A 24,906-nucleotide genomic window follows, 5' to 3' on the forward strand; every position below is an offset into this window, starting at 1 on the left:
CGGGTTCGCGTCGCGCGTTACCAGCTGTAGCGGTAACCGACCTGCCCGGTGACGCCGCGCCGGTAATCGCCACCGAGGTTGCGCGCATATTTCACGTTCGCGTACAGCTCGCCCGACTTGCCGAAGCCCGCGGTCACGCCCAGGCCCAGCTCGTACCAGGTGCGGCCGAGGTGCGTCGCGAACGGCGTGCCGCCGACGACCGTCTGGCCCGGCGACAGGAAGTCGTGCAGCACGTCGGCCGTGAAGTACGGCGTCGCGGCGCCGCCGCCCGCGTTCGCGTCGAGGTTCGGCCGGAAGATCCGCACGCCGACGCGCCCGCGTAACGCGTGGGTCGTCGTGCCCGATACGGCCGACACGTTGTCGTTGAACCCCTTCAGTTTCAGATACTGATACATCAGCTGCGCCTGCGGCTCGACCGCGATCGGCGTGCCGCTGATCCCGAACGGCTTGCCGACTTCCTGCGACAGCGCGATGCCGAAGCCGTTCTGCGACGCCTCGTTGCCGTAGCTGTCGCGATAGCGGTTGCCGTAGTGCGTGATCTGGCCGACGCTGTCGAAGTAGGTGCCGTCGGCGAGGTAGCGCGTCCAGTAGCCGCCGACGCTCTGCGCGTGCATCTCGACCGAGCCCGTCGACGTCGACAGGCCCGGCGTATCGGCACGCGCCATGTCGTCGAAGCTCGCGTTCGCGACACCGATGCTCGCCGTCACGCCCGCGTGCGTGCTGCCGCCGGCCGCGGCCTGGTCGAGCGTCCAGTCCTTGCCGAACTGCGCGAAGAACGTGCGCTCGTCGGCCGCGAAGCGGCCTGCGTTCGCGTCGAGGCTCTGTCCGCCGATGCGGCCCCACACGCCGTCGCGGTTGCCCGGCGCCTGCTTCTCGAGGTTGTAGATATCGCCGACCCGCTCGTGCAGCTTGCCGAGCGTCGAGAAGCCGTAGTCGGCGTTCAGCAGCGGCGTCATCGCATAGCCCGCGACGCCCGGGCGATACGCGAGATTGCCTCCGTTGCCATTGGCGTTGCCGGACGGATGAATCGAATCGTCAGGATCCGTCGGGTCGAGTTGCGAGCGCAGGTACCAGCCGTTCGCGTCGCTCTGTCCGCCGCGATAGAGCCGGTATTCGTATGCGCCGGCCTGCACCGGCCCCGCGAGATGGAACGCCGACGCGGCAGTCGTGCCGCCGTTGGCCGTGACGACCACCGGAATCCCGTCGCCGGTCGTCTGCGCGCCGGTGCCGGCCGTGTTCGCGATCTTCAGCCCCGTCGTGCCGCTCGCGGTGCCGCCGTTCACGATCAGCCGGTCGGTCGGCGACGCATCCGCGCCGAGGTAGGTGTTCAGCGCGAGGGTGCCGCCGTAGCCGACGTAGCTGCCGGTCGTCAGCGTCCGGTAGCTGCCTGCCGCCGTCGGCGCGCCGGACGGTGCAGCGAATGCGACGAGGCCCGCATTGTTCAGGCTGCTCAGCGCGGAGCTGCCGGTCATGCGCCACGTGCTCGTGCCGTCGACGGTCAGCGCGACCGGGTCGATCTTGCCGGTGAGCGTCGTGCCGTTCGCCAGGAGCACGTTGCCGGTGCTCGACGCGTCGGAGAGGATGTCGCCGCTCAGGTTGACCGCCGATGCGTTGAAGGTCGCGGTGCTGCCGTTCGCGAGGTCCAGCAGCGTGCCGTTGCCGGCCGTCACGACGGTGCCGTTGCGCACCGCGATGTCGACCGTACCGCCGCGTGCAGCGAACGCCGGCCCGGCGACGGACGCGACGCTGCCGCCGTCGACCAGCACCGCGCTCGTCGCGCCGGTCGCGAGCGTGTCGGTGCTCAGCACGCCGGCGGTCGCGCCCTTGAGCGTCGTGCCGGTCAGCGCGAGCACGCCGCCGCTGTCGACGTTCGCGCCGCTGCCGGCCGCGCTCGCGATCGACGAACCCGTGTCGCCGATGCGGCCGCCGTTCTGCGCGACGAGGCCGTCGGCTGCCGCACCCGCCGTGGAGACCTTCGCGCCCGACAGCCACGCGCTCGCGCCGCTGCCCGCGACGATCGCGTGCGCGCCGGCGCCCGTCGTCGCGACCGTCGTGCCGTTGGCCGCGAGCGTCGAATCCGCGCCCGCCACCACGAGGCCGCGTGCGTTGTCGCCGGCGGTGTGCACGACGGTCGCCGCATCGGTCGCAATGCGGGCGCCGGCGCCTGTCGACGACAGCCCGTCGGCGCCGTTGCCGGTCGTGCCGATCTGCGTGCCCGACAGCGCGATCGTCGTGTTCGTGCCGAGGTTGTCGATGCCCTTGCCGGCGCCGCCCACCGCGATCGACGTCGCGTCGGCCGCGATCCCGCCGTCCGCGACGCTCGAATCGACCAGCACGCCGTCGGCGCTGCCGTTGGCGACGACCGTGCCCGCGCCCGACAGCGCGACCGAGGCGCCCGTGCCGGTCAGGTGCACGCCCGCAACGCCGTCGTCGGCCTCGATCGTGCCCGCGTTGGCGAGCGTCGCCGACGCACCCTGCACGAGCGCACCGGTGCCGTTCGACACGCGGATCGCCGACGCGTTGTTCACCGTGCCGAGCGGGCCGATCACGACGCCCGTCGAGCCGGCACCGGTCAGCAGCACCGAGCCGCGGTTCTCGAGCGTGCCGAGGTTACGCGCGACGAAACCCGTCACGCCCGCGCTCGACGAGGTGACCGCGGCAGCGTTGGCCAGCGTCGTCGCGACCGGCGCGCCGGCATTCGCGCCGGCGAGGTCGTGCGCCTGGCCGTCGACGACACCCGCCATCGCGCCGGCCGCATTCAGGTTGATCGTCGCGCCGGCGTCGATCGAGCCTTGCGCACCACCTTCGACCGCCACCGCGATGCCGTTCGTGCCGTTGACGTTGTAGGTGGCGTTGCCGGTCGACAGCGTCGTGCCGGCGCCGGTCGCGAGCACGCCGCGCGCACCCTGGCCGGTCACGTCCGTCGTCAGCGTGCCGGCGGCCGACGCGCCCGTATAGGCCGCGCCGCCCGCGATCCGGAACAGTGTCGAATCGTCGGTATCGACGCTCAGGTGCTGCGCGGCGACGTTGATCCTCGAGCCCGCGCCATACGCATAGAAGCCGATCTGGTTCGTGCCCGACATGAAGTCGGGCACCGCGTTCGCGCCGACGTCGATGGTCGCGCCCGAGCGCGCATGGACGCCGATCGCGCCGTTGCCCGTCAGGTTGAGCGCGCCGTCGACCGTGGCCTTCGCGCGCGACCCTTCGGCCCACACGCCGTAGTTGCGCGTGTCCGATGCCGGGTCGAGCCCGCCGGCCACGTTGATCGTGCCGGTCGACGTCGCGGCCGTCGCGGTCGAGCCGGTGCCGACCACCATGATGCCGATTCCGTTCACGCCGTTCAGCGTGATCGTGCCCGTGTTGGTGACGGTCGCGGCCGTGTTGGCCGCGAGCATGCCGACGTTCGCGAGCGGCGTGCCGGGCGCCGCGCCGTTCACGACGATCGAGCCCGCGTTGCGCAGCGTGCCGGACGACGAGCCGAGGCTCGCCATCCCCGCACCGTTCTGCGTCTGCGAGCCGATCACGATCGAGCCGAGGTTGCTGGCCGTGCCCGAGGCGCCGAGCAGGATCCCGTACGCGCGCGCGGACAGCGCGACGTCGTTCGCCGCTGCCCCGGGCGCGTACTGGGCCGCGCGGCCGAGCTGGATCGTGCCGCCGGCCTCGTTGGTGAAGGTGCCGCCGGCCGCGAAGCCGCCGATCACCTGGCTGTCGAGCGTCGTCGCGTTGACGCCGACGTTGATCGTGCCGGCGTTGGACGCGTTCGCGCCGCCCGTCACGGCCACCGCGTAGTTCTGCAGGTCGGGGCGGTTGCCGTCGAGCGTCCAGGCGCCGACGTTCATCACGCCGTTGTTCACGAACGTCGTGCCCGTGCCGCTTGCGTACACACCGTTGCCCTCGGTGTACGCGTGGAATCCGAAGTTGTCGGGCGGCGTGCTGCTGCTCGTGTCGACGTTGTCGCCGGACGCATAGCCGGAAGAGATCACGCCGTTGTTGACGCCGCTCGCGCCGCTGAGCAGGCGCACCAGCGTGAAGTCGCCGGACAGGCGGCCGTCGTTGACGAAGTGCGCGCCGTTTTCCGCGAGGACGGCCGAACTCGATTCGATCGTGTTGGTGCCGCGGAAGTCGATCTGGCCGTCCTTGCCGATCTGCAGCGTCGCGTTCGCGCCCGTGCCGTGCATCACCGACAGATGGTCGATCGGCAGCGTGTTCTTGTCGCCGGCCGACACGTTGTTCGCGTACTGGAAGGTTTCCTGCGTGAAGGTGACGGCCTGGCCGAACGCGGTGTCGTACGCCGCTTGCGAGCCGAGCGCGCCGCTGCGCACGGAGCGCGCGAGGAAGTCGTTGTACGCGGCGAGCGACGCGGCGTCGCTCACGGTCCACGTGCTGCCGTCGAACGCGGTGAAGGTGCCCGCATAGGTCGGCACGTCGAGCTGGACCTGGCCGACGGCGCCGCCGCTCGCGAGATAGTCGCCGGTGCCGAGCCAGATCTGGTTGCGCGAATTCCAGTTGACGACGCTCTTTGCCGAGCCGGTGCCGTCCGCGAAGGTCAGGTCGGTCTGCTTCGGCGCGATCGAGATCGCGTTGCCGGCCGCGGCGGGCGCGTTCGCCGGATTGCCGATCGACACGTTCAGCGTGCCGCCGGTGTTGTCGACGGTGCCGAGCCGAAGGTTCACGTACTGGTTGCCGTTCACGTCCTGGTAGACGGGCACGTTGGTCGAGCCCGCCGTCGACGCGGCAAACGCGGACGAGTCGTACGTGGCGATCGATGCATGGGTGCCCGTGATCGAGTCGGGCGTGCTGACACTCTGCGTCTTGCCGCCGAGCGACAGCAGCGGCTGGTTCGGGTTGCCCGACACGATCGACGTATTGCCGATCGGCGTGAGCGTATAGCCGGGGTCGGCGGCGGCGCCCGTCCATGCACCCGTCACGCCGACCGTGTCGCCGCCCGACACGGTCGTGGCGCCGGCCAGGTTGTCGTTCACGGTCGGGCTGTAGCTGCCGAGCGCGCAAGCGCCGCCGCTTGCGACCGCGGAGCCGTCGCCGCACGTCGATGCGTACGCGGAGCCGGCCGACAGCGCGGCCAGCGCGGCGCCGAGCGCGGCGACACGCAGCGGCGAGCTGCGGGCCGCCATGCGGCCGGCACGGCAGCTTGCGCCCGATTTGCCGCCCGAACGCTTGCCGCGCGCCCGGGCCGTTTCCGCGACCGCCACCCAGCAGCCGGCGGCTTCGCTCCATATCGATCGAAATGAGTGATTCACGACAAGCCCCTCTCTCTTTTTTGAAGTGGTGTCCACCGCGATGCGGTGAAAGCGCATTCCACGGCGGGAAAATGGCTCGAATGGGCGTGCGGCGGCCGTTGCCGCATTGCGGATGTCGCGCCAATCGTGATCCGTTACACCGGGGATGAGGCGAGTCTACTAATGGAGTTGGCGGTCGATTGTCAAAAAAATGACGAATGTGGCGATAATGCCGATTTCAGTCGGTATTTTTTGATTGTGTGGTTAATCGAACTGAAATCCTTGTGGGACAAGGGTTTTGTGGATTTTTGGAGGGTAGGTTGTTAAGTCGTGTATGGGTGGTCTGGCGCACTGTTCGCGGAAAATTGCCGCGATAAAATGTGGTTTCCGGATTATGTTATTGTGATTCCGGCTATTTACTTGTTTTGCGCATGTATTATTTTCGCTTGGACATTAATAAAATCAAGTGAATGTTGCGCGAGGCCGGTTCGATACGCGGAATTGTGGTTCGGATGAAACGAAAACCAGAGCGTGGGTGAAAAGCGGCGCGATTTTCCGTGAGGGCGGACGGCCCGGATGCCGGCGCGGATAATCGGGCATGCCAGACCGGCGTGACCGGCGATCACGCTGTCGCGTGGCGACGGCAATGGAAGCAGGTGCGCGAGAGCGCGCGGCTCAGAAATCGATCGGGTCGTCGCCGTCGTCCGCGGCGCCGGCTGCCAGCGCCTCACGAATCACACCACCGCACGGTGCCGACGCCGATGCGTCGAGCGCCGGGTTGCGCAGCTTCTCGAGCACGCGCTCGGGCACCGGAATCTGCATCCGGGCGGCGACGTCGCCGCACTGGAACATGATCAGCTCGCCCGGTTCGAACGAGGTCCAGATTTCGTTGTCGGTCAGCGGCTGCGTGGCGATCACCGCGACGCGATCCTCGGGCGTCGTGTATTTCGCGAAGTCGATCGACAGGTCTTCGTCGACCAGGTGCGCGGTCGAGAACGGCCAGCGCCGCACGAGGTAGTGCAGCCGCGTCGAGCAGTGCGCGAAGAGCGCCTGGCCGTTCGACATCAGGAAGTTGAACACGCCGTGATCGGTAATGCCGCGCGTCAGCTCGCCGACGCGCTCGAACAGCTCCGGCAGCGGCGGTTGCGCGCCAGGGAACGCTTCGCGCAGCCCCTGCATCAGCACGCAGAACGCCTTCTCGCTGTCGGTCGTGCCGACCGGATGGTAGACGCTGCCGTCGAGGTCGGGTTCGTAGTCCTGCAGATCGCCGTTATGCGCGAAGATCCAGTGCCGCCCCCACAGCTCGCGCATGAACGGGTGGCTGTTCTCGAGCAGGATGTGACCCTGCGTGGCCTTGCGGATGTGCGCGATCGTGTTCTTGGACTTGATCGGGTAGCGCTTCACCATTTCGGCGAGCGGCGACGTGGCCGAGGCCTGCTGGTCGATGAAGAGGCGACAGGCCTTGTCCTCGAAGAACGCGATTCCCCAGCCGTCGGCATGGTGATCGGTGAGGCCGCCCCGGGCCGCGAAACCTGTGAAGGAGAATGTGACGTCCGTCGGCGCGGCGCAGTTCATTCCTAGGAGTTGGCACATTTTACTTGGGGGCGGGGGGCGGAAGCAGGGTAACCAACCGGGGGAACCCCGGTACAATGTGGTTTCTAGCATATCACCGAGCCTTGAGCGGTAAAAAGCGGATTCCGCCGGCCGAAGGCCTCGTGTTGCGGTTTGCCGTCAGTCGGCCCGCGCACGCGCGTTCCGGCCCCGCAGATGGCCAGCCCGTTCCTCACGACGCCTCCTATGACTGCCTCGAACGCTTCCTCTCCGGCGACGCTCACGCTCGCCCGTCCCGACGACCTGCACCTGCACCTGCGCGACGGCGAGATGCTGGCCGCGGTGCTGCCGCATACCGCGCGCCAGTTCGCCCGCGCGATCGTCATGCCGAACCTGAAGCCGCCCGTCACGACCACCGCGCACGCGCAGGCCTATCGCGAGCGGATCCTGGCCGCGCTGCCGGCCGGGATGACGTTCGAGCCGCTGATGACGCTGTACCTGACCGACAACACGGCGCCCGACGAAATCCGCCGCGCGCGCGACAGCGGCTTCGTGCACGGCGTGAAGCTGTACCCGGCCGGCGCGACGACGAACTCGGACCACGGCGTCAGCGATCTCGCGAAGTGCGCGAAGGCGCTCGAGGTCATGCAGGAAACCGGCATGCCGCTGCTCGTGCACGGCGAGGTGACCGATCCGTCGGTCGACATGTTCGATCGCGAGAAGGTGTTCATCGATCGCGTGATGACGCCGCTGCGCCGCGATTTCCCGGGCCTGAAGGTCGTGTTCGAACACATCACGACGAAGGACGCGGCCGACTACGTGCGCGACGCCGACGCGGCGCCGGGCCTGCTCGGCGCGACGATCACCCCGCAGCACTTGCTGTACAGCCGCAACGCGCTGTTCGTCGGCGGGATTCGCCCGCATTACTACTGCCTGCCGGTGCTGAAGCGCGAAACCCATCGCGTCGCGCTCGTCGAGGCCGCGACGTCGGGCAACCCGCGCTTCTTCCTCGGTACCGACAGCGCGCCGCACGCACGCGGCGCGAAGGAAACCGCGTGCGGCTGCGCGGGCTGCTACACGGCGCTGCACGCGCTCGAGCTGTATGCGGAAGCGTTCGACCAGGCCGGCGCGCTCGACAAGCTGGAAAATTTCGCGAGCCGCTTCGGCGCGGATTTCTACGGGCTGCCGCACAGCACCGAAACCATCACGCTGCGTCGCGAGACCTGGGAATTGCCGCGCGAGGTTTTCGCGGGCGATACACCGGTCGTGCCGCTGCGCGCCGGCGAAGCGATCGGCTGGAAGTTCGCGTGACCGACGCGCCGCCGCGTGACGCCGGCCAGACGGCCGGCGGCGCGCAGTGCTAGAATGCGCGTCGCAAAGCAGGCTAGGCAGTCGCGGCCTCGCCGCCTTCGGGCAGGCGGGGGCGAGGAAAGTCCGGACTCCACAGGGCAGGGTGATGGCTAACGGCCATCCGTGGCGACACGCGGAACAGGGCAACAGAAAGCAAACCGCCGATGGCCCGGCGCAAGCCGGGATCAGGTAAGGGTGAAACGGTGCGGTAAGAGCGCACCGCGGCGACGGCGACGTTCGCCGGCACGGTAACCTCCACCCGGAGCAATTCCAAGTAGGCAGGCGCGCATTTTCGGATGCAGGATGGGGCCCCCGTCTCGTCTGCGGGTAGGAAGCTTGAGCGCGTCAGCAATGGCGCGCCTAGAGGAATGGCTGCCACGCGCTGTGCGCTTCGGCGTGCAGCGTGCACAGAATCCGGCTTATCGGCCTGCTTTGCCGTTCGAATGCGAAAGGGCCGGCGCTCCACCAGGAGCGCCGGCCCTTTTTTTCATGCGTGGCTGCCGTGCGTTCAGTCCGCGACGATGTCGAACGAATGCGTGAGTTCGGCCGTCTTCGCGATCATGATCGACGCGGAGCAGTACTTGTCATGCGACAGGTTGATCGCGCGCTCGACCGTGGCCGGGTTCAGGTTGCGGCCCGTGACGGTGAAGTGGAAGTGGACCTTCGTGAACACCTTCGGATCTTCGCTCGCGCGCTCGGCCTTCAGCGTGACCGAGCAGCCGGTGACTTCCTGGCGGCTCTTCTTCAGGATCAGCACGACGTCGTACGCGGTGCAGCCGCCGGTGCCGACCAGCACCATTTCCATCGGGCGCGGCGCGAGGTTATGGCCGCCGCCTTCCGGCGCGCCGTCCATCGCGACGAGATGCCCGCTTCCGGTTTGGGCGGAAAACGCCATGCCGTCCTGACCCATCCAGCTTACTTTGCATTCCATGCTTGCACTCCAGCGTTGCCTGATTCGGATTCGATCCGGCATTGTAGCCCGCTGGGCAACGCTCGGCTGATGCGCTGCACGACGCGAACCGGCGCGCCAGCGCGTGCGATGCCCTGCGAGGCGCCGCACGCCGATTTCCCTGAGGTCTTTAGGGGTTTTACTCTAGGTGCGGCGGGCTTCCGATCCTGTGCTCGCCAACCAATCCATTGATTTTAAAGAGAAAAACTCGGTTGGCATCGCAAGATAGTGCATATCCCACATTGTGGTTTTAGATTTCTTAATGCGAATTTTCTTGTGAAGTCGACGCCGCATTCGTATAATGAGCCTCATTGGTTGTCGCGGTGCGACAATCTCCGCATGTCTCCTCCACACTCCTCCTGAGGTGGATTAAGCCCGAACCAACCGTTCGGGCTTTTTTTCGTCCCATGCAATCAGCGGCGCGCAGTTTGCGCGCTCCGGCTCCCGTTACTGGTGGTGATTACGCGGGCTGCCGTGCGGCCGGGCGCGACGCCGCGCCGGGCGCCGTATCCGCGGAACGGGCGGCAGGCGCCGGCGCGGGTGTGGCCGAGGCGTGGCCGTGACCGCGCGCGCAGAAGTGGCGCACGCGTGCGCGTACCGCGCGCAGGCGGGCGATGCGATCTTCGGCATGGGCGCCGCGGGCCTCCGCGATGCGGGTGTCGAGTGCGTCGAGCTTGGCCTCGCAGTCGGCCCGGTCGGCGACGGCGGGCGCGGCGGCGGCCAGCAATGCGGCCGCGAGAAAGGGCGTAAGTCGTTGTTTCATCATGCTTGTTTGTTGTTTTTCCGTTGTCGGCCGGTCTGGCGCGGCAAGGTCTGGTGCCGCGCTTCGATGGGTGCCTCCCCAGGCGCTCGGTTCGCCTGGTGTGTTGGGGCGCGACCGGATTCTGGCCCATTTCGGGCGCCGCCGGCGCGGGACGTGGATTCCCTTTGACCGCGTTGCCGTATTTCCTTTATAATTCAGGGCTTTTCCGCATTCATGCCCACGGAAAAAGAAACAGGGAGAGCCTGCACCGCGCCTCGAAGCGCACACAGACAAGCAGGAAGAACACATCGGGCAAAGCATTTTTTTTGGATCGATCATGAAGACGTTTTCCGCAAAAGCCCATGAGGTGACGCGCGAATGGTACGTGATTGACGCGACGGATAAGGTTCTCGGCCGTGTTGCCAGCGAAGTGGCACGCCGTCTGCGCGGCAAGCACAAGCCTGAGTTCACCCCGCACGTCGACACTGGTGATTTCATCATCATCATCAACGCTAGCAAGTTGAAGGTCACGGGCAACAAGACTCTGGACAAGAAGTACTACCGTCACTCGGGCTACCCGGGCGGTATCTATGAAACGACGTTCGGCAAGATGCAAGAACGCTTCCCGGGCCGCGCGCTCGAGAAAGCGGTCAAGGGCATGCTGCCGAAGGGCCCGCTCGGCTACGCTATGATCAAGAAGCTGAAGGTCTACGCTGAAGCCACGCATCCGCATTCGGCGCAACAGCCGAAGGCGCTCGAGATCTAAGGGGAGCCCACATGATCGGTAACTGGAACTACGGTACGGGCCGCCGCAAGAGCGCAGTCGCACGTGTCTTCATCAAGGCTGGCAAGGGCGACATCATCGTCAATGGCAAGCCCATCGCTGACTACTTCTCGCGCGAAACGTCGCTGATGATCGTGCGTCAACCGCTGGAACTCACGAACCACGGCCAGACGTTCGACATCAAGGTGAACGTGACGGGCGGCGGTGAAACGGGTCAGGCAGGCGCAGTGCGCCACGGCATCACCCGTGCACTGATCGACTACGATGCAACGCTGAAGTCGTCGCTGTCGACCGCAGGCTTCGTCACGCGCGATGCACGTGAAGTCGAGCGTAAGAAGGTTGGTCTGCGCAAGGCACGTCGCGCAAAGCAGTTCTCGAAGCGTTAATTCCGCTTCATGGCCGCGCCGCTTTCGGGCGGCGTCCGCCGAAAAAACCGCCAGCTTTCGCGCTGGCGGTTTTTTTATGCCCGCGCGACGGCCACCCGCGTGGCCGGGCGCATTGAAATCAACAAGAACCTATTGATTTCATGGACATCAGCACGATCTTCTGATCGGCCCTACAATAGCGGCTAAAGCTTTTTGGAGAGTTCGTATGAACGCTGTTACCGAATCCGCAGCAACGACGGCCGAAATGCCGGTACCGTTCGTCTTCACCGACGCCGCGGCCGACAAGGTCAAGCAACTGATCGACGAAGAGGGCAATCCCGACCTGAAGCTGCGCGTGTTCGTGCAGGGCGGCGGCTGCTCGGGCTTCCAGTATGGCTTCACGTTCGACGAGGAAGTCAACGAGGACGACACCGTGATGAACAAGAACGGCGTCCAGCTCCTGATCGACTCGATGAGCTACCAGTACCTGGTCGGCGCCGAGATCGACTATAAGGACGACCTCAACGGCGCCCAGTTCGTGATCAAGAACCCGAACGCAACGACCACCTGCGGGTGCGGCTCGTCGTTCTCGGTCTGAGCATCCGGCAGATCTGCGCCGGTTCGCCGATATGAAAAACGGGGCTTCATGCCCCGTTTTTTTATTCCCGTCTGCCATGCAGCGGCCGCCGCGCGGCGGGCATCGCGTCAGCGCGGATAAAGCGCGCCGAGCACACGGTTGCCGGCCGCGCCGGTAACCGTCGCAAGATTGCCGGGCTGGCGTGCGGTGAAGCGGTACGCGAGCCACGCGAAGGCGAGCGCCTCGACCTGTTGCGGCGGCACGCCGAGCGCCGCGGTCGTATCGACCGAGGCCGGCACGCCGGCCTCGCGCAGCGCGTGTCTGAGCGCGTCGAGCAGCACCGGGTTGCGTGCGCCGCCGCCGCATACGAAGAGGGCCTTGCAGCTCGATGCGTGCGTTGCGATCTCGCGTGCGACCGACACCGCAGTGAGCGCCGTGAGGGTCGCCTGCACGTCCTGCGGCGCGACCTGCGCGAACGCGGCGAGCTTCGCGTCGAGCCAGGCGGGATTGAACAGGTCGCGGCCGGTGCTTTTCGGCGGCGGCGCGGCGAAATACGGCTCGTCGAGCAGTGCATCGAGCAGCGGCGCGTGCACGGTGCCGCGCGCGGCGAACTTGCCGCCGTCGTCGTACGGCTTGCCGAGATGGCGGGTCGCCCATTCGTCGAGCAGCGCATTCGCGGGGCCGCAGTCGAAGCCGCGCACGTCGCCGCCTTCGCCGGGCAGGATCGTGATGTTGCTGATCCCGCCGAGATTGCAGACGACACGCGTCTCGCCGGGTGCGCCGAACACCGTCGCATGGAACGCCGGCGCGAGCGGCGCGCCGTGGCCGCCGGCGGCCACATCGCGGCTGCGGAAATCGGCGATCACGTCCACCTGGGTCAGCTCGGCGAGCAGCGCCGGGTTGTTGAGCTGCCGCGTATAACCGCGCTCGGGGCGATGACGCACCGTCTGACCGTGCACGCCGATCGCGTGAATCTCGTCGCGCGACAGCCCCGCGGTGCGCTGCAATTCATGGCAGCACACCGCGTAGCGCGCGACGAGCGCATTCGCCGCGAGCGATTCCCGGTCGATTTCGTCGTCACCCGGCTGCTGCAGCGCGAACAGCGCGTCGCGCAGCGATTGCGCGAAGCCGACGAACGCTTCCGCGAGCACGACCGGCGCCTTGCCGGTCTCGAAACGCACGGCGACGCCGTCGACGCCGTCCATGCTGGTTCCCGACATCAGCCCGAAGTAGATGCCGTCGGCCGGATGGGCGGGTTGCGGATGTCGTTGCGGCACGTTGGGTTCTCCTGGATCGAGCGGCGCGGGCCGGTGCCACGCGCCTTGCGCCCGATTATCCGCGCAACCTGGCGCATCGTTAAGCGATGCACGTGCAAGTTATGGGAAAATCCCTGTCTTTGCGACATTCTTCCCGGCACCGATGAGCACCGAACCCAGTTCCAAGCCTGTTTTCCCGATCACCGACGAAGTCCGCCACGCGCTCGCCGTCACGAAGCGCGGCGTCGACGAACTGCTGATCGAGGAAGAGTTCGCGCAGAAGCTCGCGCGCAGCGCGGCCACCGGCACGCCGCTGCGCATCAAGCTCGGCCTCGACCCGACCGCGCCCGACATCCACATCGGCCATACGGTCGTGCTGAACAAGATGCGTCAGCTGCAGGATCTCGGTCATACCGTGATCTTCCTGATCGGCGATTTCACGTCGCTGATCGGCGATCCGTCGGGCCGCAACGCGACGCGTCCGCCGCTCACGCGCGAACAGATCGAATCGAACGCGAAGACCTACTTCGAACAGGCCGCGCTCGTACTCGACCGCGAAAAAACCGAGATCCGCTACAACAGCGAATGGTCGATGCCGCTCGGCGCGGACGGGATGATCAAGCTCGCGTCGCGCTACACGGTCGCGCGGATCCTCGAGCGCGAGGACTTCACGAAGCGCTTCCAGGGCGGCGTGCCGATCTCGATCCACGAATTCCTGTACCCGCTGATGCAGGGCTATGACTCGGTCGCGCTGAACGCCGATCTCGAGCTCGGCGGCACCGACCAGAAGTTCAACCTGCTGGTCGGCCGCGAACTGCAGAAGCAGTACGGCCAGGAACAGCAGTGCATCCTGACGATGCCGCTGCTCGAAGGCCTCGACGGCGTCGAGAAGATGTCGAAGTCGAAGGGCAACTACGTCGGTATCAGCGAGAAGCCGACCGACATGTTCGGCAAGCTGATGAGCATCTCGGACACGCTGATGTGGCGTTACTTCGAACTGCTGTCGTTCCGCAGCCTCGACGAGATCGCCGGCTTCAAGCGCGACGCCGAAGGCGGCCGCAACCCGCGCGACTTCAAGGTGCTGCTCGCGCAGGAAATCGTCGCGCGCTTCCACTCGCAGGCCGACGCCGAGCGTGCGCTCGAGGACTTCAATCACCGTGCGAAGGGCGGCGTGCCGGACGACATCCCGTCGGTCACGCTCGCGGGCGCACCGCTCGCGATCGGCCAGTTGCTGAAGCAGGCCGGCCTCGTGCCGTCGACGAGCGAAGCGCTGCGCAACATCGAGCAGGGCGGCGTGAAGATCGACGGTGCGACCGTGTCCGACAAGGGCCTGAAGGTCGAGGCCGGCGAGTTCGTCGTCCAGGTCGGCAAGCGCCGCTTCGCGCGCGTCACGCTGAGCGCATGATCGCGCTGATCCAGCGCGTGAAGCGTGCCGACGTGCGCGTCGGCGACCGCACGACGGGCGAGATCGGCGCGGGCCTGCTCGCGCTCGTCTGCGCGGAGCGCGGCGACACCGAGGCCGCGGCCGACAAGCTCCTCGCGAAGCTGCTCGGCTATCGCGTGTTCAGCGACGCGGCCGGCAAGATGAACCTGCCGGTGTCAAACATCGACGGCGCCGGCGGCGCAGGCGGCCTGCTGCTCGTGTCGCAGTTCACGCTCGCGGCCGATACCAACAGCGGGCTGCGGCCGAGCTTCACGCCGGCTGCGCCGCCCGACGAAGGCGCGCGCCTGTTCGACTATTTCGTCGCGGCCGCGCGCGAGCGCCATCCGGTCGTCGAGACGGGTGAGTTCGGCGCCGATATGCAGGTGTCGCTCGTCAACGACGGCCCCGTGACGTTCTGGCTGCAAGTGCGGCCCTGACACTTTCCCGGAGACGCGCCGCGATGGCCACCACGCAGATTCTGTTCATTCGCCATGGCGAAACGGCCTGGAACCGCATCAAGCGCATCCAGGGCCATATCGACATTCCGCTGGCCGAAACGGGGCTCGCGCAGGCGCAGCGGTTGGGCGTCCGGCTCGCGCGGGAAGCGCGCGAAGGGCAGCGGATCGACGCGATCTATTCGAGCGACCTGATGCGCGCGCAGCAGACCGCGCAACCCTTTGCCGATGCGCTCGGGCTGCCGCTGCAGTTGCGCGAAGGGCTGCGCGAACGCGCGTACGGCGTGTTCCAGGGGCATGACAGCACCGAGATCGAGATGCTGTTTCCGGACGCCTACGCCGCATGGCAGACCCGCGACCCGGGCTTCGCGCCTGACGGCGGCGAGTCGCAGCGCGAGTTCTATCACCGTGTGCTGCATGCGCTCGAGCCGATCGTCGCGGCGCATCCGGGCGGCCGGATCGCCTGCGTCGCGCACGGCGGCGTACTCGACTGTGTGTACCGCTTTGCAAACGGTCTTGAGCTGTCGGCACCGCGCAGCTATCAACTGCTCAACACGAGCATCAACGTCGTCGATTACGTCGATGGCCGCGCGCAGGTCGTGCAATGGGCCGACGTGTCGCATCTGGACGCCGCGAGCGACGACGGGTATCGGAAGGTACTCTGACCGATCGTATCGGCCCGGCCCGGCTCGGCCCGGCGTAACCGGCCACGGTCGCTTCGTCCGAGCGTGCGTGGAGGCAAGCTCGTCGGCTTGTCACCCGTATTTGACAGCAAATTGAAATGATCTGAAGGATCGTCAGGCGGGCGGGTTGCCGTCGGGCGGAGGCGCGGCAGCGCGGCGGCGTGCGCGTTTCGATGCGCCGTTGACGAGCGCCCAGCGCAGCACCGGGGCGACCGCCCGGACCCCGGGCCGGACCACCGCACGTCGTAGCGGTGCGAATGTCGATACACCGAGCATGCGCTGCGCCCACGGCGGCAGCAGGTCGATTCCCGCATGCATGATCAGTGATGCGGCCGGCCGCAGCGCGGGCGTCGCGACCGGCACATTCAGCAGGATGTCCATCACTTCGAAGGTGCGCGGCCCGGCCGCGAGTTCGGGCTGCATGCGCGCGAGATAGGCCGCCACCTCGACCCGTGAACGGGGAACGTCGCGGGCGCCGAGCAGCTCGGCGATCAATGCCGTTTCAGCGTAGTAGCCGTCCTGCAACTCGCCCGGCAGAGACGGATTCACATAGCGCAGATGCGCGGCGAGGAAGCTCGATACTTCCGCGACATGCACCCAGGTCAGCAACGCGGGATCGTCGGCCCGGTACGGCCGGCCGTCGGGCGCGCTACCCGATATGCGCGCGTGGATCGCTTTCACGCGCTCGATCAGCGCGAGTGCGTCCGCGCGGCTGCCGAACGTCGTGCCCGTGATGAACGTGGCGGTGCGCCGCAAGCGGCCGAGGATGTCGGTGCGAAACGACGAGTGATCCCAGACGCCCGCAAGCGCGAGCGGGTGAAGCGCCTGCAGCAGCAGCGCGGCGATGCCGCCCGTCATCATCGACGTGAAATCGGCATGCACGCGCCAGCAGATGGCGTCGGGGCCGAACAGCCCAGGGTCCCCGGGCGGCGACGAGAGATCGAGCGACGGACCGCCGCCGCCTGCCGTCAGGTGCGTGACGCCGGCCACGAGCCGCTTGCGGATCGGCTCGGCCCAGCGTGGGCTGGGTGCGGGGTGAGGGCTGGGCGGCGTGGTCATGGCTGGCTTGGCGCTGGCGGTGGGCTACTTTCCGGCGGGGGTGTCCCACATCCCGCGTTCGGCGTTGCCGGCATCGGGCGCGGAGAGTCCGAAATGGCGATACGTGAGCAGCGTCGCGACGCGCCCGCGCGGCGTGCGCTGCAGGAAGCCCTGCTGGATCAGGTACGGCTCGAGCACGTCCTCGATCGTGTCGCGTTCCTCGCCGATCGCCGCCGCGAGGTTGTCGATGCCGACCGGGCCGCCGTCGAACTTGTACAGGATCGCCTCGAGCAGCTTGCGGTCCATCAGGTCGAAGCCGACCGGGTCGACGTCGAGCATCGCGAGCGCGGCGTCGGCGACGGCCGCGGTGATCTGGCCGTCAGCTTTCACTTCCGCAAAGTCGCGCACGCGGCGCAGCAGCCGGTTCGCGATCCGCGGCGTGCCGCGCGAGCGCTTCGCGATCTCCAGCGCGCCGTTCGGATCGATGTGCGCGTTCAGCAGCGACGCCGAGCGCCGCACGATGCGCGCCAGTTGGTCGGCATCGTAGAACTCGAGGCGCGCGACGATCCCGAAGCGATCGCGCAACGGGTTGGTCAGCATCCCCGCGCGCGTGGTCGCGCCGACCAGCGTGAACGGCTGCAGGTCGAGCTTCACGCTGCGCGCGGCCGGCCCTTCGCCGATCATGATGTCGATCTGGTAGTCCTCCAGCGCCGGATACAGGATTTCCTCGACGACCGGCGACAGCCGGTGGATTTCGTCGATGAACAGCACGTCGTTCGCTTCGAGGTTGGTCAGCAGCGCGGCGAGGTCGCCCGCGCGCTCGAGCACGGGGCCCGACGTCTGGCGCAGGTTCACGCCCATCTCGCGCGCGATGATGTGCGCGAGGGTGGTCTTGCCGAGACCCGGCGGCCCGAACAGCAGCACGTGGTCGAGCGGCTCGGAGCGGCGCTTCGCGGCCTCGATGAAGATCTCGAGCTGGCCGCGCACCTTTTCCTGGCCGACGTAGTCGTCGAGCTGGCGCGGCCGCAGCGCGCGTTCGAACACCTCCTCGTGCGACGAGGATGGCGTGGCGGCGATGATCCGCTCGGCGGCGAGTTTGTCGGTTTCAATCATGCGGCCATTGTACCGCGCACCGTCACGCGGCCGAACTGGCCGAACGGCCGACTGGCGCGCGCCGCACGGCGGCGCGACACTGGCTCCGACAGCCGGGTCGGGCGCCTGCCCGGGCCGCCGTTACACCTTCGACAGGGCCTTGAGCGCGAGCTTGATGCCCTCGGACACGCCGGTGCCGGCCGGCACGTTCTTGATCGCGGCGAGGCCTTCCTTTTCGGAATAGCCGAGCGCGACGAGCGCGTTGAGGATGTCGGCCGCGTGATCGGACTGCGATGCGGCGCCGGCGAGCGCACCGAGGTCCGCGCCGAGCTTACCCTTCAGCTCGAGCAGCAGGCGCTCGGCGGTCTTCTTGCCGATGCCGGGCAGGCGCGTGAGGCGCGCGGCGTCCTGCATCGTCACCGCCTGCGCGAGCTCCTGCACGCTCATGCCCGAGAGCACGGCGAGCGCCATGCGCGCGCCGATGCCGGTGATCTTCAGCAATTCGCGGAAGGTCGTGCGCTCCTGCGGCGTCAGGAAGCCGTACAGCAGGTGCGCGTCCTCGCGCACGATCTGCTGCGTGAGCAGCACGACGCGCTCGCCCGTTTGCGGCAGGTTGTAGAAGGTGCTCATCGGCACGTCGATTTCATAGCCGACGCCGTTGCAGTCGACGAGCAGGTGAGGCGGGTTCTTTTCGAGCAGGATGCCGGCGATGCGACCGATCATGGATGGCGGGATGCGAGGAGGAAAGCGCGAGTGTAGCGCAGGTGCGGCGCGATGCCGATGGGTTGGCCGTCAGGTCGGGGCGATGCACCACGCGTGCGCGACGCGCGTGGCTGCGCGCCGCATTGGGTGATTGGGCGATTGCGTGCCGTCGCGTCAGCCGACGAGCCGTCCGCGCCGCACGCGCAGCCCCTTTTTCGCGAGCGCCGGCGCGAGGCCGCCGATCGCGCCGATCGCGCCGAGCGTACTGCCGCTGTGCGCATGGCAGATCGCCATTCCGAGCGCGTCGGCCGCGTCGCTGCCGGGCTGGCCGGTGAGGTTGAGCAGCCGCGTGACCATCTCCTGCATCTGCGACTTGGTCGCGCGCCCGTAGCCGACGACGGCCTGCTTCAGTTGCAGCGCGGTGTATTCGGCGACCGGCAGGCCGCCGGAGACGAGTCCGCAGATCGCGGCGCCGCGCGCCTGGCCGAGCAGCAGCGTCGATTGCGGGTTCACGTTGACGAACACCTGTTCGATCGCGGCCTGGTCGGGCGCGTGTTCGCGCACGAGCGTCGATACGCCCTGGAAGATCGTGCCGAGCCGCGTGGCCAGGTCGGCCGTCGGTGTGCGGATCACGCCGCTTGCGACATAGGCGAGCCGGTGGCCGCTGACGTCGATGACGCCGAAGCCGGTGACGCGCAGGCCGGGGTCGATGCCGAGAATTCGCATGAGTGAGGAGAAAGACCTGATGCAGCGATACTACAACGAATGGTGCGCGGCGCCGGCCGCACTGTCGCGTGCGCCGGCGGCGCGCAATAAAAAACCCGGCGGGTGCGATGCCGCCGGGTTTGCGTGCGGCGGCCATGCGGGCCGCATGCGATCAGTGACGGAAGTGACGCACGCCCGTCAGGATCATCGCGATGCCGTGCTCGTCGGCTGCCGCGATCACTTCGTCGTCGCGCATCGAGCCGCCCGGCTGGATCACGCAGGTCGCGCCTGCCGCCACGACGACGTCGAGACCGTCGCGGAACGGGAAGAACGCATCCGACGCGACGGCCGAGCCGGCCAGCGTCAGGCCTGCGTTCTGCGCCTTGATGCTCGCGATGCGCGCGGAATCGACGCGGCTCATCTGGCCTGCGCCGACGCCGAGCGTCATGCCGTTGCCGCAGAACACGATCGCGTTCGACTTCACGTATTTCGCGACGCGCCATGCGAACAGCAGGTCGTTCATTTCCTTCGCGCTCGGCTGGCGCTTCGTGACGACGCGCAACTCGCTCGGCTGCACGTTCTTCGAATCGAGCGACTGCACGAGCAGCCCGCCGCCCACGCGCTTCAGGTCGAATGCGTTATGACCGTCGCCCAACGCGATCTCGAGCAGACGCACGTTCTGCTTCGCGGCGAACACCTGCTTCGCGGCGTCCGAGAACGACGGCGCGATCAGCACTTCGACGAACTGCTTCGCCACCGCCTGCGCGGCCGCCTCGTCGACTTCGCGGTTGAACGCGATGATGCCGCCGAACGCCGACGTCGGGTCGGTCTGGAATGCCTTCGCGTACGCGTCGGCCGAGTCGTTGCCGACCGCGACGCCGCACGGGTTCGCATGCTTGATGATCACGCAGGCCGGCACGTCGAACGTCTTCACGCATTCCCACGCCGCGTCCGAATCCGCGATGTTGTTGTACGACAGCTCCTTGCCCTGCAGCTGGCGGTAGTTCGCCAGTGCGCCGGCCGGCGCCGCGAGGTCGCGGTAGAACGCGGCGCTCTGGTGCGGGTTCTCGCCGTAGCGCAGGTCCTGCACCTTGTCGAACGCCATGTTCAGCGTCGCCGGGTACGCGCTGCGCGACGCGTGCTGCAGCTCGTCGGTCAGGCTCGTCAGGTAGTTCGTGATCGCGCCGTCGTACTGCGCGGTGTGCGCGAACACCTTCGTCGCGAGGCGGAAGTTGGTCGCGTAGCCGATCGCGTTGCCGTTCGCCTTCATTTCGTCGAGCACGACCGCATAGTCGGCCGGATCGACGACGACCGTCACGTCGCGGTGGTTCTTCGCGGCCGAGCGCAGCATCGTCGGGCCGCCGATGTCGATGTTCTCGATCGCGTCGGCGAGCGTGCAGTCGTCCTTCGCGATCGTCGCGACGAACGGATACAGGTTCACGACCAGCAGGTCGATCGTCGGGATGCCGTGCTGCTCCAGCGCCTGCATGTGCTCGGGCAGGTCGCGGCGGGCGAGGATGCCGCCGTGCACCTTCGGGTGGAGCGTTTTCACGCGCCCATCGAGCATTTCCGGAAAGCCCGTGTAATCAGCCACTTCGGTAACGGGCAGGCCCGCGTCGGCGAGGAGTTTCGCGGTGCCGCCGGTCGACAGCAGCTTGACGCCGAGGTCGGACAGCGACTTCGCGAAGTCGACGATGCCGGTCTTGTCGGAAACGGAAATGAGCGCTTGCTTGATCATGATGGAACCACCAATAGCCAGGGAAACGGGGACGGGACGGCCGGCCTACAGCAGGCCGTGCTGCTGCAGCTTCTTGCGCAGCGTATTGCGATTGATGCCGAGGTACTCCGCGGCGAGCGACTGGTTGCCGCCGGCCTGTACGAGCACGACCTCGAGCATCGGCTTTTCGACGCAGGACATCACCATTTCATAGACGTCGTGCGGATTGGAGCCGTCTAGATCCCGGAAATACACGTCCAGGCTCTCGCGGACACATTGTTCGATGTTGTGCTTGCTCATGCTGCTAACTGGTTATGGTCGTCCGACTCGCCCTGGCCGTTTTCCTCTTCGTCATCGACGTAGACGAGGTGGTCCGACAGCGCTTTTTGCGCCTCGAAGAATGCATTGACGGCGGCGAGCTGCTCGCGGGTGGAATCGAGCGTGTTCATCCTGTGCCGGAACCCGTTGGCACCGGAAAGGCCGCGAGTGTACCAGCCGATGTGCTTGCGCGCAGTACGGACTCCGGTGAATTCACCGTAGAACGCGTAGTGGTCTTCCAGGTGTTCGTTCATCACGTGCTGGATCTCGTCGATCCGCGGCGGGGGCAGCAGCTCGCCGGTTTGCAGGAAATGATCGATTTCACGGAACAGCCACGGCCGGCCTTGCGCGGCGCGACCGATCATCAGCGCGTCGGCGCCGGTTGCGTCGAGCACGGCCTTCGCTTTCGCCGGCGACGTGATGTCGCCGTTCGCGACGACCGGGATGCGCACGGCCGCCTTCACGGCCGCGATGGTGTCGTATTCCGCGTCGCCGCGGTAGAGGTCGGCGCGCGTGCGGCCGTGCACGGTCAGCATCGAGATGCCGGCCGCTTCGGCGAGGCGCGCGACCGTGATCGCGTTCTTGTGCTCGCGATCCCAGCCGGTGCGGATCTTCAGCGTGACGGGCACCGCATCCGGCCCCGTGCCGACCGCCGCGACCACGGCCTCGACGATCCGCTGCACGAGCGGCTCGTTTTGCAGCAGCGCGGAGCCGGCCGCGACGTTGCAGACCTTCTTCGCCGGGCAGCCCATGTTGATGTCGATGATCTGCGCGCCGTTGTCGACGTTGTAGCGGGCCGCTTCGGCCATCATCGCGGGATCGGCGCCGGCGATCTGCACCGCGATCGGCTCGACTTCGCCTTCGTGGTTCGCCCGCCGCATCGTCTTCGCGCTTTTCCACAGCTGCGCATTGGACGCGACCATCTCGGACACGGCGTATCCGGCCCCCAGCCGCTTGCACAGCTGGCGGAACGGACGATCCGTCACGCCGGCCATCGGCGCGACGAACAGGTTGTTACGCAAAACGTGAGAGCCGATAACGGGCATCGCAATAGCACCGCCCGCGAGCGCCGGGCGTCGCGGGCAAAAAAGGCGGAGGGAAAACGCGCATTTTACCGTATTCCCATGGCCCGCCGATTTGACCCGGTTTGCGTGATCCGGCTGCGCGCGACTGACGCGCGATGCGCCGCGCGTCAGTTGCGCTGGCCGAACATCATCTGGCGCGCGATCGCCTTCTTGAGCGGCGGCACGAATTCGAGCGCGGTGAGCGCCGCGCCGCGCAGCAGCGGAAGGGGGCCGGCATCGACCGTGAACAGGCGCGCGAGCGTGTCGGTCGCGCCGATCGTGAAGCGCCGGTCGAGCGCGCGCCGCGCGTTGAAGGTCGCGAGCGCGGTTGCGTCGAAGCCTTGCGTGGACAGCGAGTCGACGAGCGTGTGCGCATCGCGCAGCCCGAGGTTGAGGCCCTGGCCGGCGACCGGATGCAGCGTTTGCGCGGCATTGCCGACGATCGCGATGCGTCCGTTGACGAGCGTCTGCGCCGCGTTCAGCCCGAGCGGGAACGATGCGCGCCCGGCGATCGCGACGAACTGACCCATGCGTTCGCCGAACGCGGCGCCGAGTTCGCGCAGGAACTCGGCGTCGGGGAGGGCGGCGCGGCGGGCTGCTTCGTCGGGCATGCAGCACCACACGAGCGAATAGTCGGCGCCGCCAAGCGGCAGCAGCGCGAGCGGGCCTTCGTGCGTGAAGCGTTCCCACGCGACGTTCGGGCGCGGCGCCGAGACCGTGACCGTGCCGACGATCGCGGTCTGACCGTAGTCCCGGCGATGCTTGCCGGTCTCGGCCTGCTGTTCGTGGAACAGCCCGCCTTCCGCGTTGATGACGAGGCGCGCGCACAGCGTGCGCTCGCCTTGCGGGCCGTCGAGCGTCAGCGTGACGCCGTCGGCGTCCTGTTGCGGCGCGCGGGCGGTGGTCGACGTGAGCCAGTCGACGCGCGTGCCGCGCACCGCCTGCGCGAGCGCCTGCACGATCGAGCCGTAGCGCACCACGTAGCCGAGCGCGGCGAGGTCGTGCTCGTCCCGGTCGATCAGCGTGCGGCCGAAATGGCCGCGCTGCGACACGTGGATGTGTTCGATCGGCGTCGCGTCGCCCGGCCACGCGAGCGTGTCGAGCAGCACGCGGCTGCCGTGCGACACGGCGATCGCGCGCGGATCGTTCGCGCTCGCGGCCGGCTCGCGCGCGTCGATCAGCGCGATCGACGCGTGCTGCGTCGCGCTGCGTCGTGCGAGCCAGCCGGCGAGCGCGAGCCCGACGGGGCCCGCGCCGACGATGGCAAGGTCGTAGTCCGGCGTGGCCGGGGAGGAAGCGGTCGTCATCAGTGTTCGTGAAACGGGGTAACGGTCAACGGCGGATCGGCAGAGATCGATGGCAGCCTGCGGCGCGCTCAGGCGGCGTGCGCCGCGCCCGCGCGCATCAGCGCCTCGATCTCGGCGGCCGCCACCGGCACGCCGCGCGTGATCAGCTCGCAACCGTGCTCGTGCACGATCGCGTCGTCTTCGATGCGGATGCCGATGTTCCAGTATTCGGACGGCACGTCGTCGGCTGCCCGCACGTACAGGCCCGGCTCGACGGTGAGCGTCATGCCGGGTTTCAACGTGCGCCACGGCAGCGCGCCGTTGGCGCCGCGCTCGGCGAGCCGCTCGCGGTAGTCGCCGCAATCGTGCACGTCCATGCCGAGCCAGTGGCCGGTGCGGTGCATGTAGAAGCGTGCGTACGCGCGCTCGGCGATCACGTCGTCGACGCTCGAGAAGCGTGTCTTCGGGATGATGCCGGTATCGAGCAGCCCCTGCGCGAGCACGCGCACGGCTGCGTCGTGCGGCGCCTCGAACGGCACGCCCGCGCGCGTCGCGTCGATCGCGGCCTGCTGCGCGGCGAGCACGATGTCGTACAGCGTGCGCTGCGCGGGCGAGAAGCGCCCGTTGGCCGGGAACGTGCGCGTGATGTCCGACGCGTAGCCGTCGAGTTCGCACGCGGCATCGATCAGGATCAGGTCGCCGTCCTGCGCGGCCGCGTTGCCGGCCGGGTAGTGCAGCACGCACGCATTCGCGCCGGCCGCGACGATCGAGCCGTACGCGGGCGCCTGCGCGCCGTGCTTGCGGAACGTATAGAGCAGCTCGGCCTCGAGTTCGTATTCGCGGATCCCCGGGCGGCACGCCTGCATCGCGCGGCGATGCGCGAGCGCGGAGATGTGCGCGGCGCGCATCATGATTGCGAGCTCGTGTTCGTCCTTCACGAGCCGCATGTCGTCGAGCAGCGGCGTGAGGTCGAGCATCGCGTCCGGCGCGGCGACACCCGCGCGCGCCTGCGCGCGCACCGCATCGATCCAGCCGGCGAGCTGGCGGCCGAACTCGGCCGATGCGCCGAACCGGTAGTGCACGGTGCCCGCATCGGCGAGCAGCCGCGGCATTTCGGTGTCGATCACGTCGACCGCGTAGGCCGTGTCGAAACCGAATACATCGCGCGCGGCCTCGGGCCCGTAATGGAAACCTTCCCAGATCTCGCGGTCGGCATTCTTCGCGCGGCAGAACAGGATCGATTCCGGCGTGCCGTGCCCGGCCGCGTTCAGCACGAGCACGGCGTCCGGCTCGGTGAAGCCTGTCAGGTAATGGAAGTAGCTGTCATGCCGGTACGGAAAGGCCGTATCGCGGTTGCGCAGCATTTCCGGCGCGGTGGGGACGATGGCGACGCCGCCGCCCGCGGCGCGCAGTGCGGCAAGCACGCGTTCACGGCGCTGGCGGTAGACGTCGACGGCGATGGCGGTATCGAGGGGCGCATTCATTCGTGCGATTGTAGCGCCGCCGGACGCCGCGCGTGAGAGCGGTGGCCGCAAGCCACGCCGGACGGGGCTCGGCGACGGCTGTTGCAAACCATCCACAGGCCGGTCGGGCGATTTTCTACCCGGCCACG

Annotated in this window: 23 protein-coding genes and 1 other RNA gene; 10 read left to right on the plus strand and 14 right to left on the minus strand. The window is 67.8% G+C overall.

Translation table 11 applies throughout. From position 1 onward, the window contains the following. Window positions 1-17 precede the first annotated feature (17 nt). The gene (locus tag LMA02_RS02880; RefSeq protein WP_228906870.1) at window positions 18-5,258 is read right to left on the minus strand and encodes an autotransporter outer membrane beta-barrel domain-containing protein; all 5,241 of its coding nucleotides are present in this window, start codon (window positions 5,256-5,258) and stop codon (window positions 18-20) included. 45 nt (window positions 5,259-5,303) lie between these two features. Here LMA02_RS02880 and LMA02_RS02885 point away from each other — a divergent pair, with 45 nt between their 5' ends. Further along, window positions 5,304-5,564, plus strand: a complete 261-nt coding sequence (locus LMA02_RS02885; RefSeq protein WP_228906871.1) for a hypothetical protein — start codon at window positions 5,304-5,306, stop codon at window positions 5,562-5,564. Window positions 5,565-5,912: 348 nt separating this feature from the next. Here the strand turns inward: LMA02_RS02885 and LMA02_RS02890 are convergent, their stop codons facing one another. Then, window positions 5,913-6,830 carry a class II glutamine amidotransferase gene (locus tag LMA02_RS02890; RefSeq protein ID WP_043173545.1) on the minus strand — a complete coding sequence of 306 codons (918 nt, stop codon included), beginning with the start codon at window positions 6,828-6,830 and terminating at the stop codon, window positions 5,913-5,915. Window positions 6,831-7,034: 204 nt separating this feature from the next. Between LMA02_RS02890 and pyrC the strand changes: the two genes are divergently transcribed. Continuing rightward, window positions 7,035-8,099, plus strand: a complete 1,065-nt coding sequence (pyrC, locus tag LMA02_RS02895; RefSeq protein WP_228906872.1) for a dihydroorotase — start codon at window positions 7,035-7,037, stop codon at window positions 8,097-8,099. Between the two features lie 65 nt (window positions 8,100-8,164). Further along, an RNA gene (gene rnpB / locus LMA02_RS02900) (RNase P RNA component class A) lies at window positions 8,165-8,576 on the plus strand. Between the two features lie 70 nt (window positions 8,577-8,646). On the opposite strand, the gene LMA02_RS02905 is transcribed toward rnpB, so the two are convergent. Then, entirely contained in the window at window positions 8,647-9,111 is a 465-nt protein-coding gene (locus tag LMA02_RS02905) for an OsmC family protein (protein WP_072465471.1), read from the minus strand. Window positions 9,112-9,547: 436 nt separating this feature from the next. Next, a complete protein-coding gene (locus LMA02_RS02910) occupies window positions 9,548-9,853 on the minus strand; it encodes a DUF1090 family protein (RefSeq protein WP_228906873.1) in 306 nt (101 codons plus the stop codon). Between the two features lie 313 nt (window positions 9,854-10,166). Between LMA02_RS02910 and rplM the strand changes: the two genes are divergently transcribed. From rplM to erpA, 4 genes are read left to right on the plus strand one after another with little or no spacing between them, the layout of a single operon-like run. Then, window positions 10,167-10,595 (plus strand): 50S ribosomal protein L13, encoded by a 429-nt coding sequence (gene rplM / locus LMA02_RS02915; RefSeq protein ID WP_009687896.1) that lies wholly within the window; start codon window positions 10,167-10,169, stop codon window positions 10,593-10,595. Between the two features lie 11 nt (window positions 10,596-10,606). Beyond that, window positions 10,607-10,999 (plus strand): 30S ribosomal protein S9, encoded by a 393-nt coding sequence (gene rpsI / locus LMA02_RS02920; RefSeq protein WP_228906874.1) that lies wholly within the window; start codon window positions 10,607-10,609, stop codon window positions 10,997-10,999. 9 nt (window positions 11,000-11,008) lie between these two features. Beyond that, entirely contained in the window at window positions 11,009-11,185 is a 177-nt protein-coding gene (locus tag LMA02_RS02925; RefSeq protein WP_175670833.1) for a hypothetical protein, read from the plus strand. A gap of 19 nt (window positions 11,186-11,204) precedes the next feature. Beyond that, entirely contained in the window at window positions 11,205-11,576 is a 372-nt protein-coding gene (gene erpA, locus LMA02_RS02930; protein ID WP_006751888.1) for an iron-sulfur cluster insertion protein ErpA, read from the plus strand. Between the two features lie 107 nt (window positions 11,577-11,683). On the opposite strand, the gene LMA02_RS02935 is transcribed toward erpA, so the two are convergent. Then, window positions 11,684-12,832 (minus strand): anhydro-N-acetylmuramic acid kinase, encoded by a 1,149-nt coding sequence (locus tag LMA02_RS02935; protein ID WP_228906875.1) that lies wholly within the window; start codon window positions 12,830-12,832, stop codon window positions 11,684-11,686. A 142-nt stretch (window positions 12,833-12,974) separates the two neighbouring features. Between LMA02_RS02935 and tyrS the strand changes: the two genes are divergently transcribed. From tyrS to LMA02_RS02950, 3 genes are read left to right on the plus strand one after another with little or no spacing between them, the layout of a single operon-like run. Continuing rightward, complete coding sequence (gene tyrS / locus LMA02_RS02940; protein ID WP_006759920.1) at window positions 12,975-14,216, plus strand: tyrosine--tRNA ligase; 1,242 nt, start codon at window positions 12,975-12,977, stop codon at window positions 14,214-14,216. After that, complete coding sequence (gene dtd / locus LMA02_RS02945) at window positions 14,213-14,671, plus strand: D-aminoacyl-tRNA deacylase (protein WP_006751891.1); 459 nt, start codon at window positions 14,213-14,215, stop codon at window positions 14,669-14,671. Before tyrS ends, dtd begins: the two co-directional genes overlap by 4 nt. Before the next feature lie 23 nt (window positions 14,672-14,694). Beyond that, entirely contained in the window at window positions 14,695-15,354 is a 660-nt protein-coding gene (locus LMA02_RS02950) for a histidine phosphatase family protein (protein ID WP_228906876.1), read from the plus strand. 132 nt (window positions 15,355-15,486) lie between these two features. On the opposite strand, the gene LMA02_RS02955 is transcribed toward LMA02_RS02950, so the two are convergent. The 9 genes from LMA02_RS02955 to LMA02_RS02995 form a co-directional block, all read right to left on the minus strand. Beyond that, complete coding sequence (locus LMA02_RS02955; RefSeq protein ID WP_228906877.1) at window positions 15,487-16,431, minus strand: oxygenase MpaB family protein; 945 nt, start codon at window positions 16,429-16,431, stop codon at window positions 15,487-15,489. A gap of 24 nt (window positions 16,432-16,455) precedes the next feature. Further along, complete coding sequence (ruvB, locus tag LMA02_RS02960) at window positions 16,456-17,523, minus strand: Holliday junction branch migration DNA helicase RuvB (RefSeq protein WP_166724764.1); 1,068 nt, start codon at window positions 17,521-17,523, stop codon at window positions 16,456-16,458. Between the two features lie 120 nt (window positions 17,524-17,643). After that, window positions 17,644-18,225 carry a Holliday junction branch migration protein RuvA gene (gene ruvA / locus LMA02_RS02965; protein ID WP_011655984.1) on the minus strand — a complete coding sequence of 194 codons (582 nt, stop codon included), beginning with the start codon at window positions 18,223-18,225 and terminating at the stop codon, window positions 17,644-17,646. Between the two features lie 153 nt (window positions 18,226-18,378). Next, window positions 18,379-18,930, minus strand: coding sequence for a crossover junction endodeoxyribonuclease RuvC (gene ruvC, locus LMA02_RS02970; protein ID WP_175665303.1), 552 nt, complete (start codon window positions 18,928-18,930; stop codon window positions 18,379-18,381). A 151-nt stretch (window positions 18,931-19,081) separates the two neighbouring features. Further along, window positions 19,082-20,647, minus strand: a complete 1,566-nt coding sequence (purH, locus tag LMA02_RS02975; protein ID WP_228906878.1) for a bifunctional phosphoribosylaminoimidazolecarboxamide formyltransferase/IMP cyclohydrolase — start codon at window positions 20,645-20,647, stop codon at window positions 19,082-19,084. 45 nt (window positions 20,648-20,692) lie between these two features. Then, the gene (locus LMA02_RS02980; protein WP_006476892.1) at window positions 20,693-20,926 is read right to left on the minus strand and encodes a Fis family transcriptional regulator; all 234 of its coding nucleotides are present in this window, start codon (window positions 20,924-20,926) and stop codon (window positions 20,693-20,695) included. Then, entirely contained in the window at window positions 20,923-21,990 is a 1,068-nt protein-coding gene (gene dusB, locus LMA02_RS02985; protein ID WP_006751898.1) for a tRNA dihydrouridine synthase DusB, read from the minus strand. Before dusB ends, LMA02_RS02980 begins: the two co-directional genes overlap by 4 nt. Window positions 21,991-22,136: 146 nt before the next feature. Further along, entirely contained in the window at window positions 22,137-23,315 is a 1,179-nt protein-coding gene (locus tag LMA02_RS02990; protein ID WP_228906879.1) for a UbiH/UbiF/VisC/COQ6 family ubiquinone biosynthesis hydroxylase, read from the minus strand. Window positions 23,316-23,383: 68 nt separating this feature from the next. After that, on the minus strand, window positions 23,384-24,778 hold the full coding sequence (locus LMA02_RS02995; RefSeq protein WP_228906880.1) for an aminopeptidase P N-terminal domain-containing protein: 1,395 nt from the start codon (window positions 24,776-24,778) through the stop codon (window positions 23,384-23,386). Between the last annotated feature and the right edge of the window lie 128 nt (window positions 24,779-24,906).

Origin of the sequence: Burkholderia sp. B21-005 (genome assembly GCF_020843965.1) — a bacterium.
GTDB classification, from domain to species: Bacteria; Pseudomonadota; Gammaproteobacteria; order Burkholderiales; family Burkholderiaceae; genus Burkholderia; species Burkholderia ambifaria.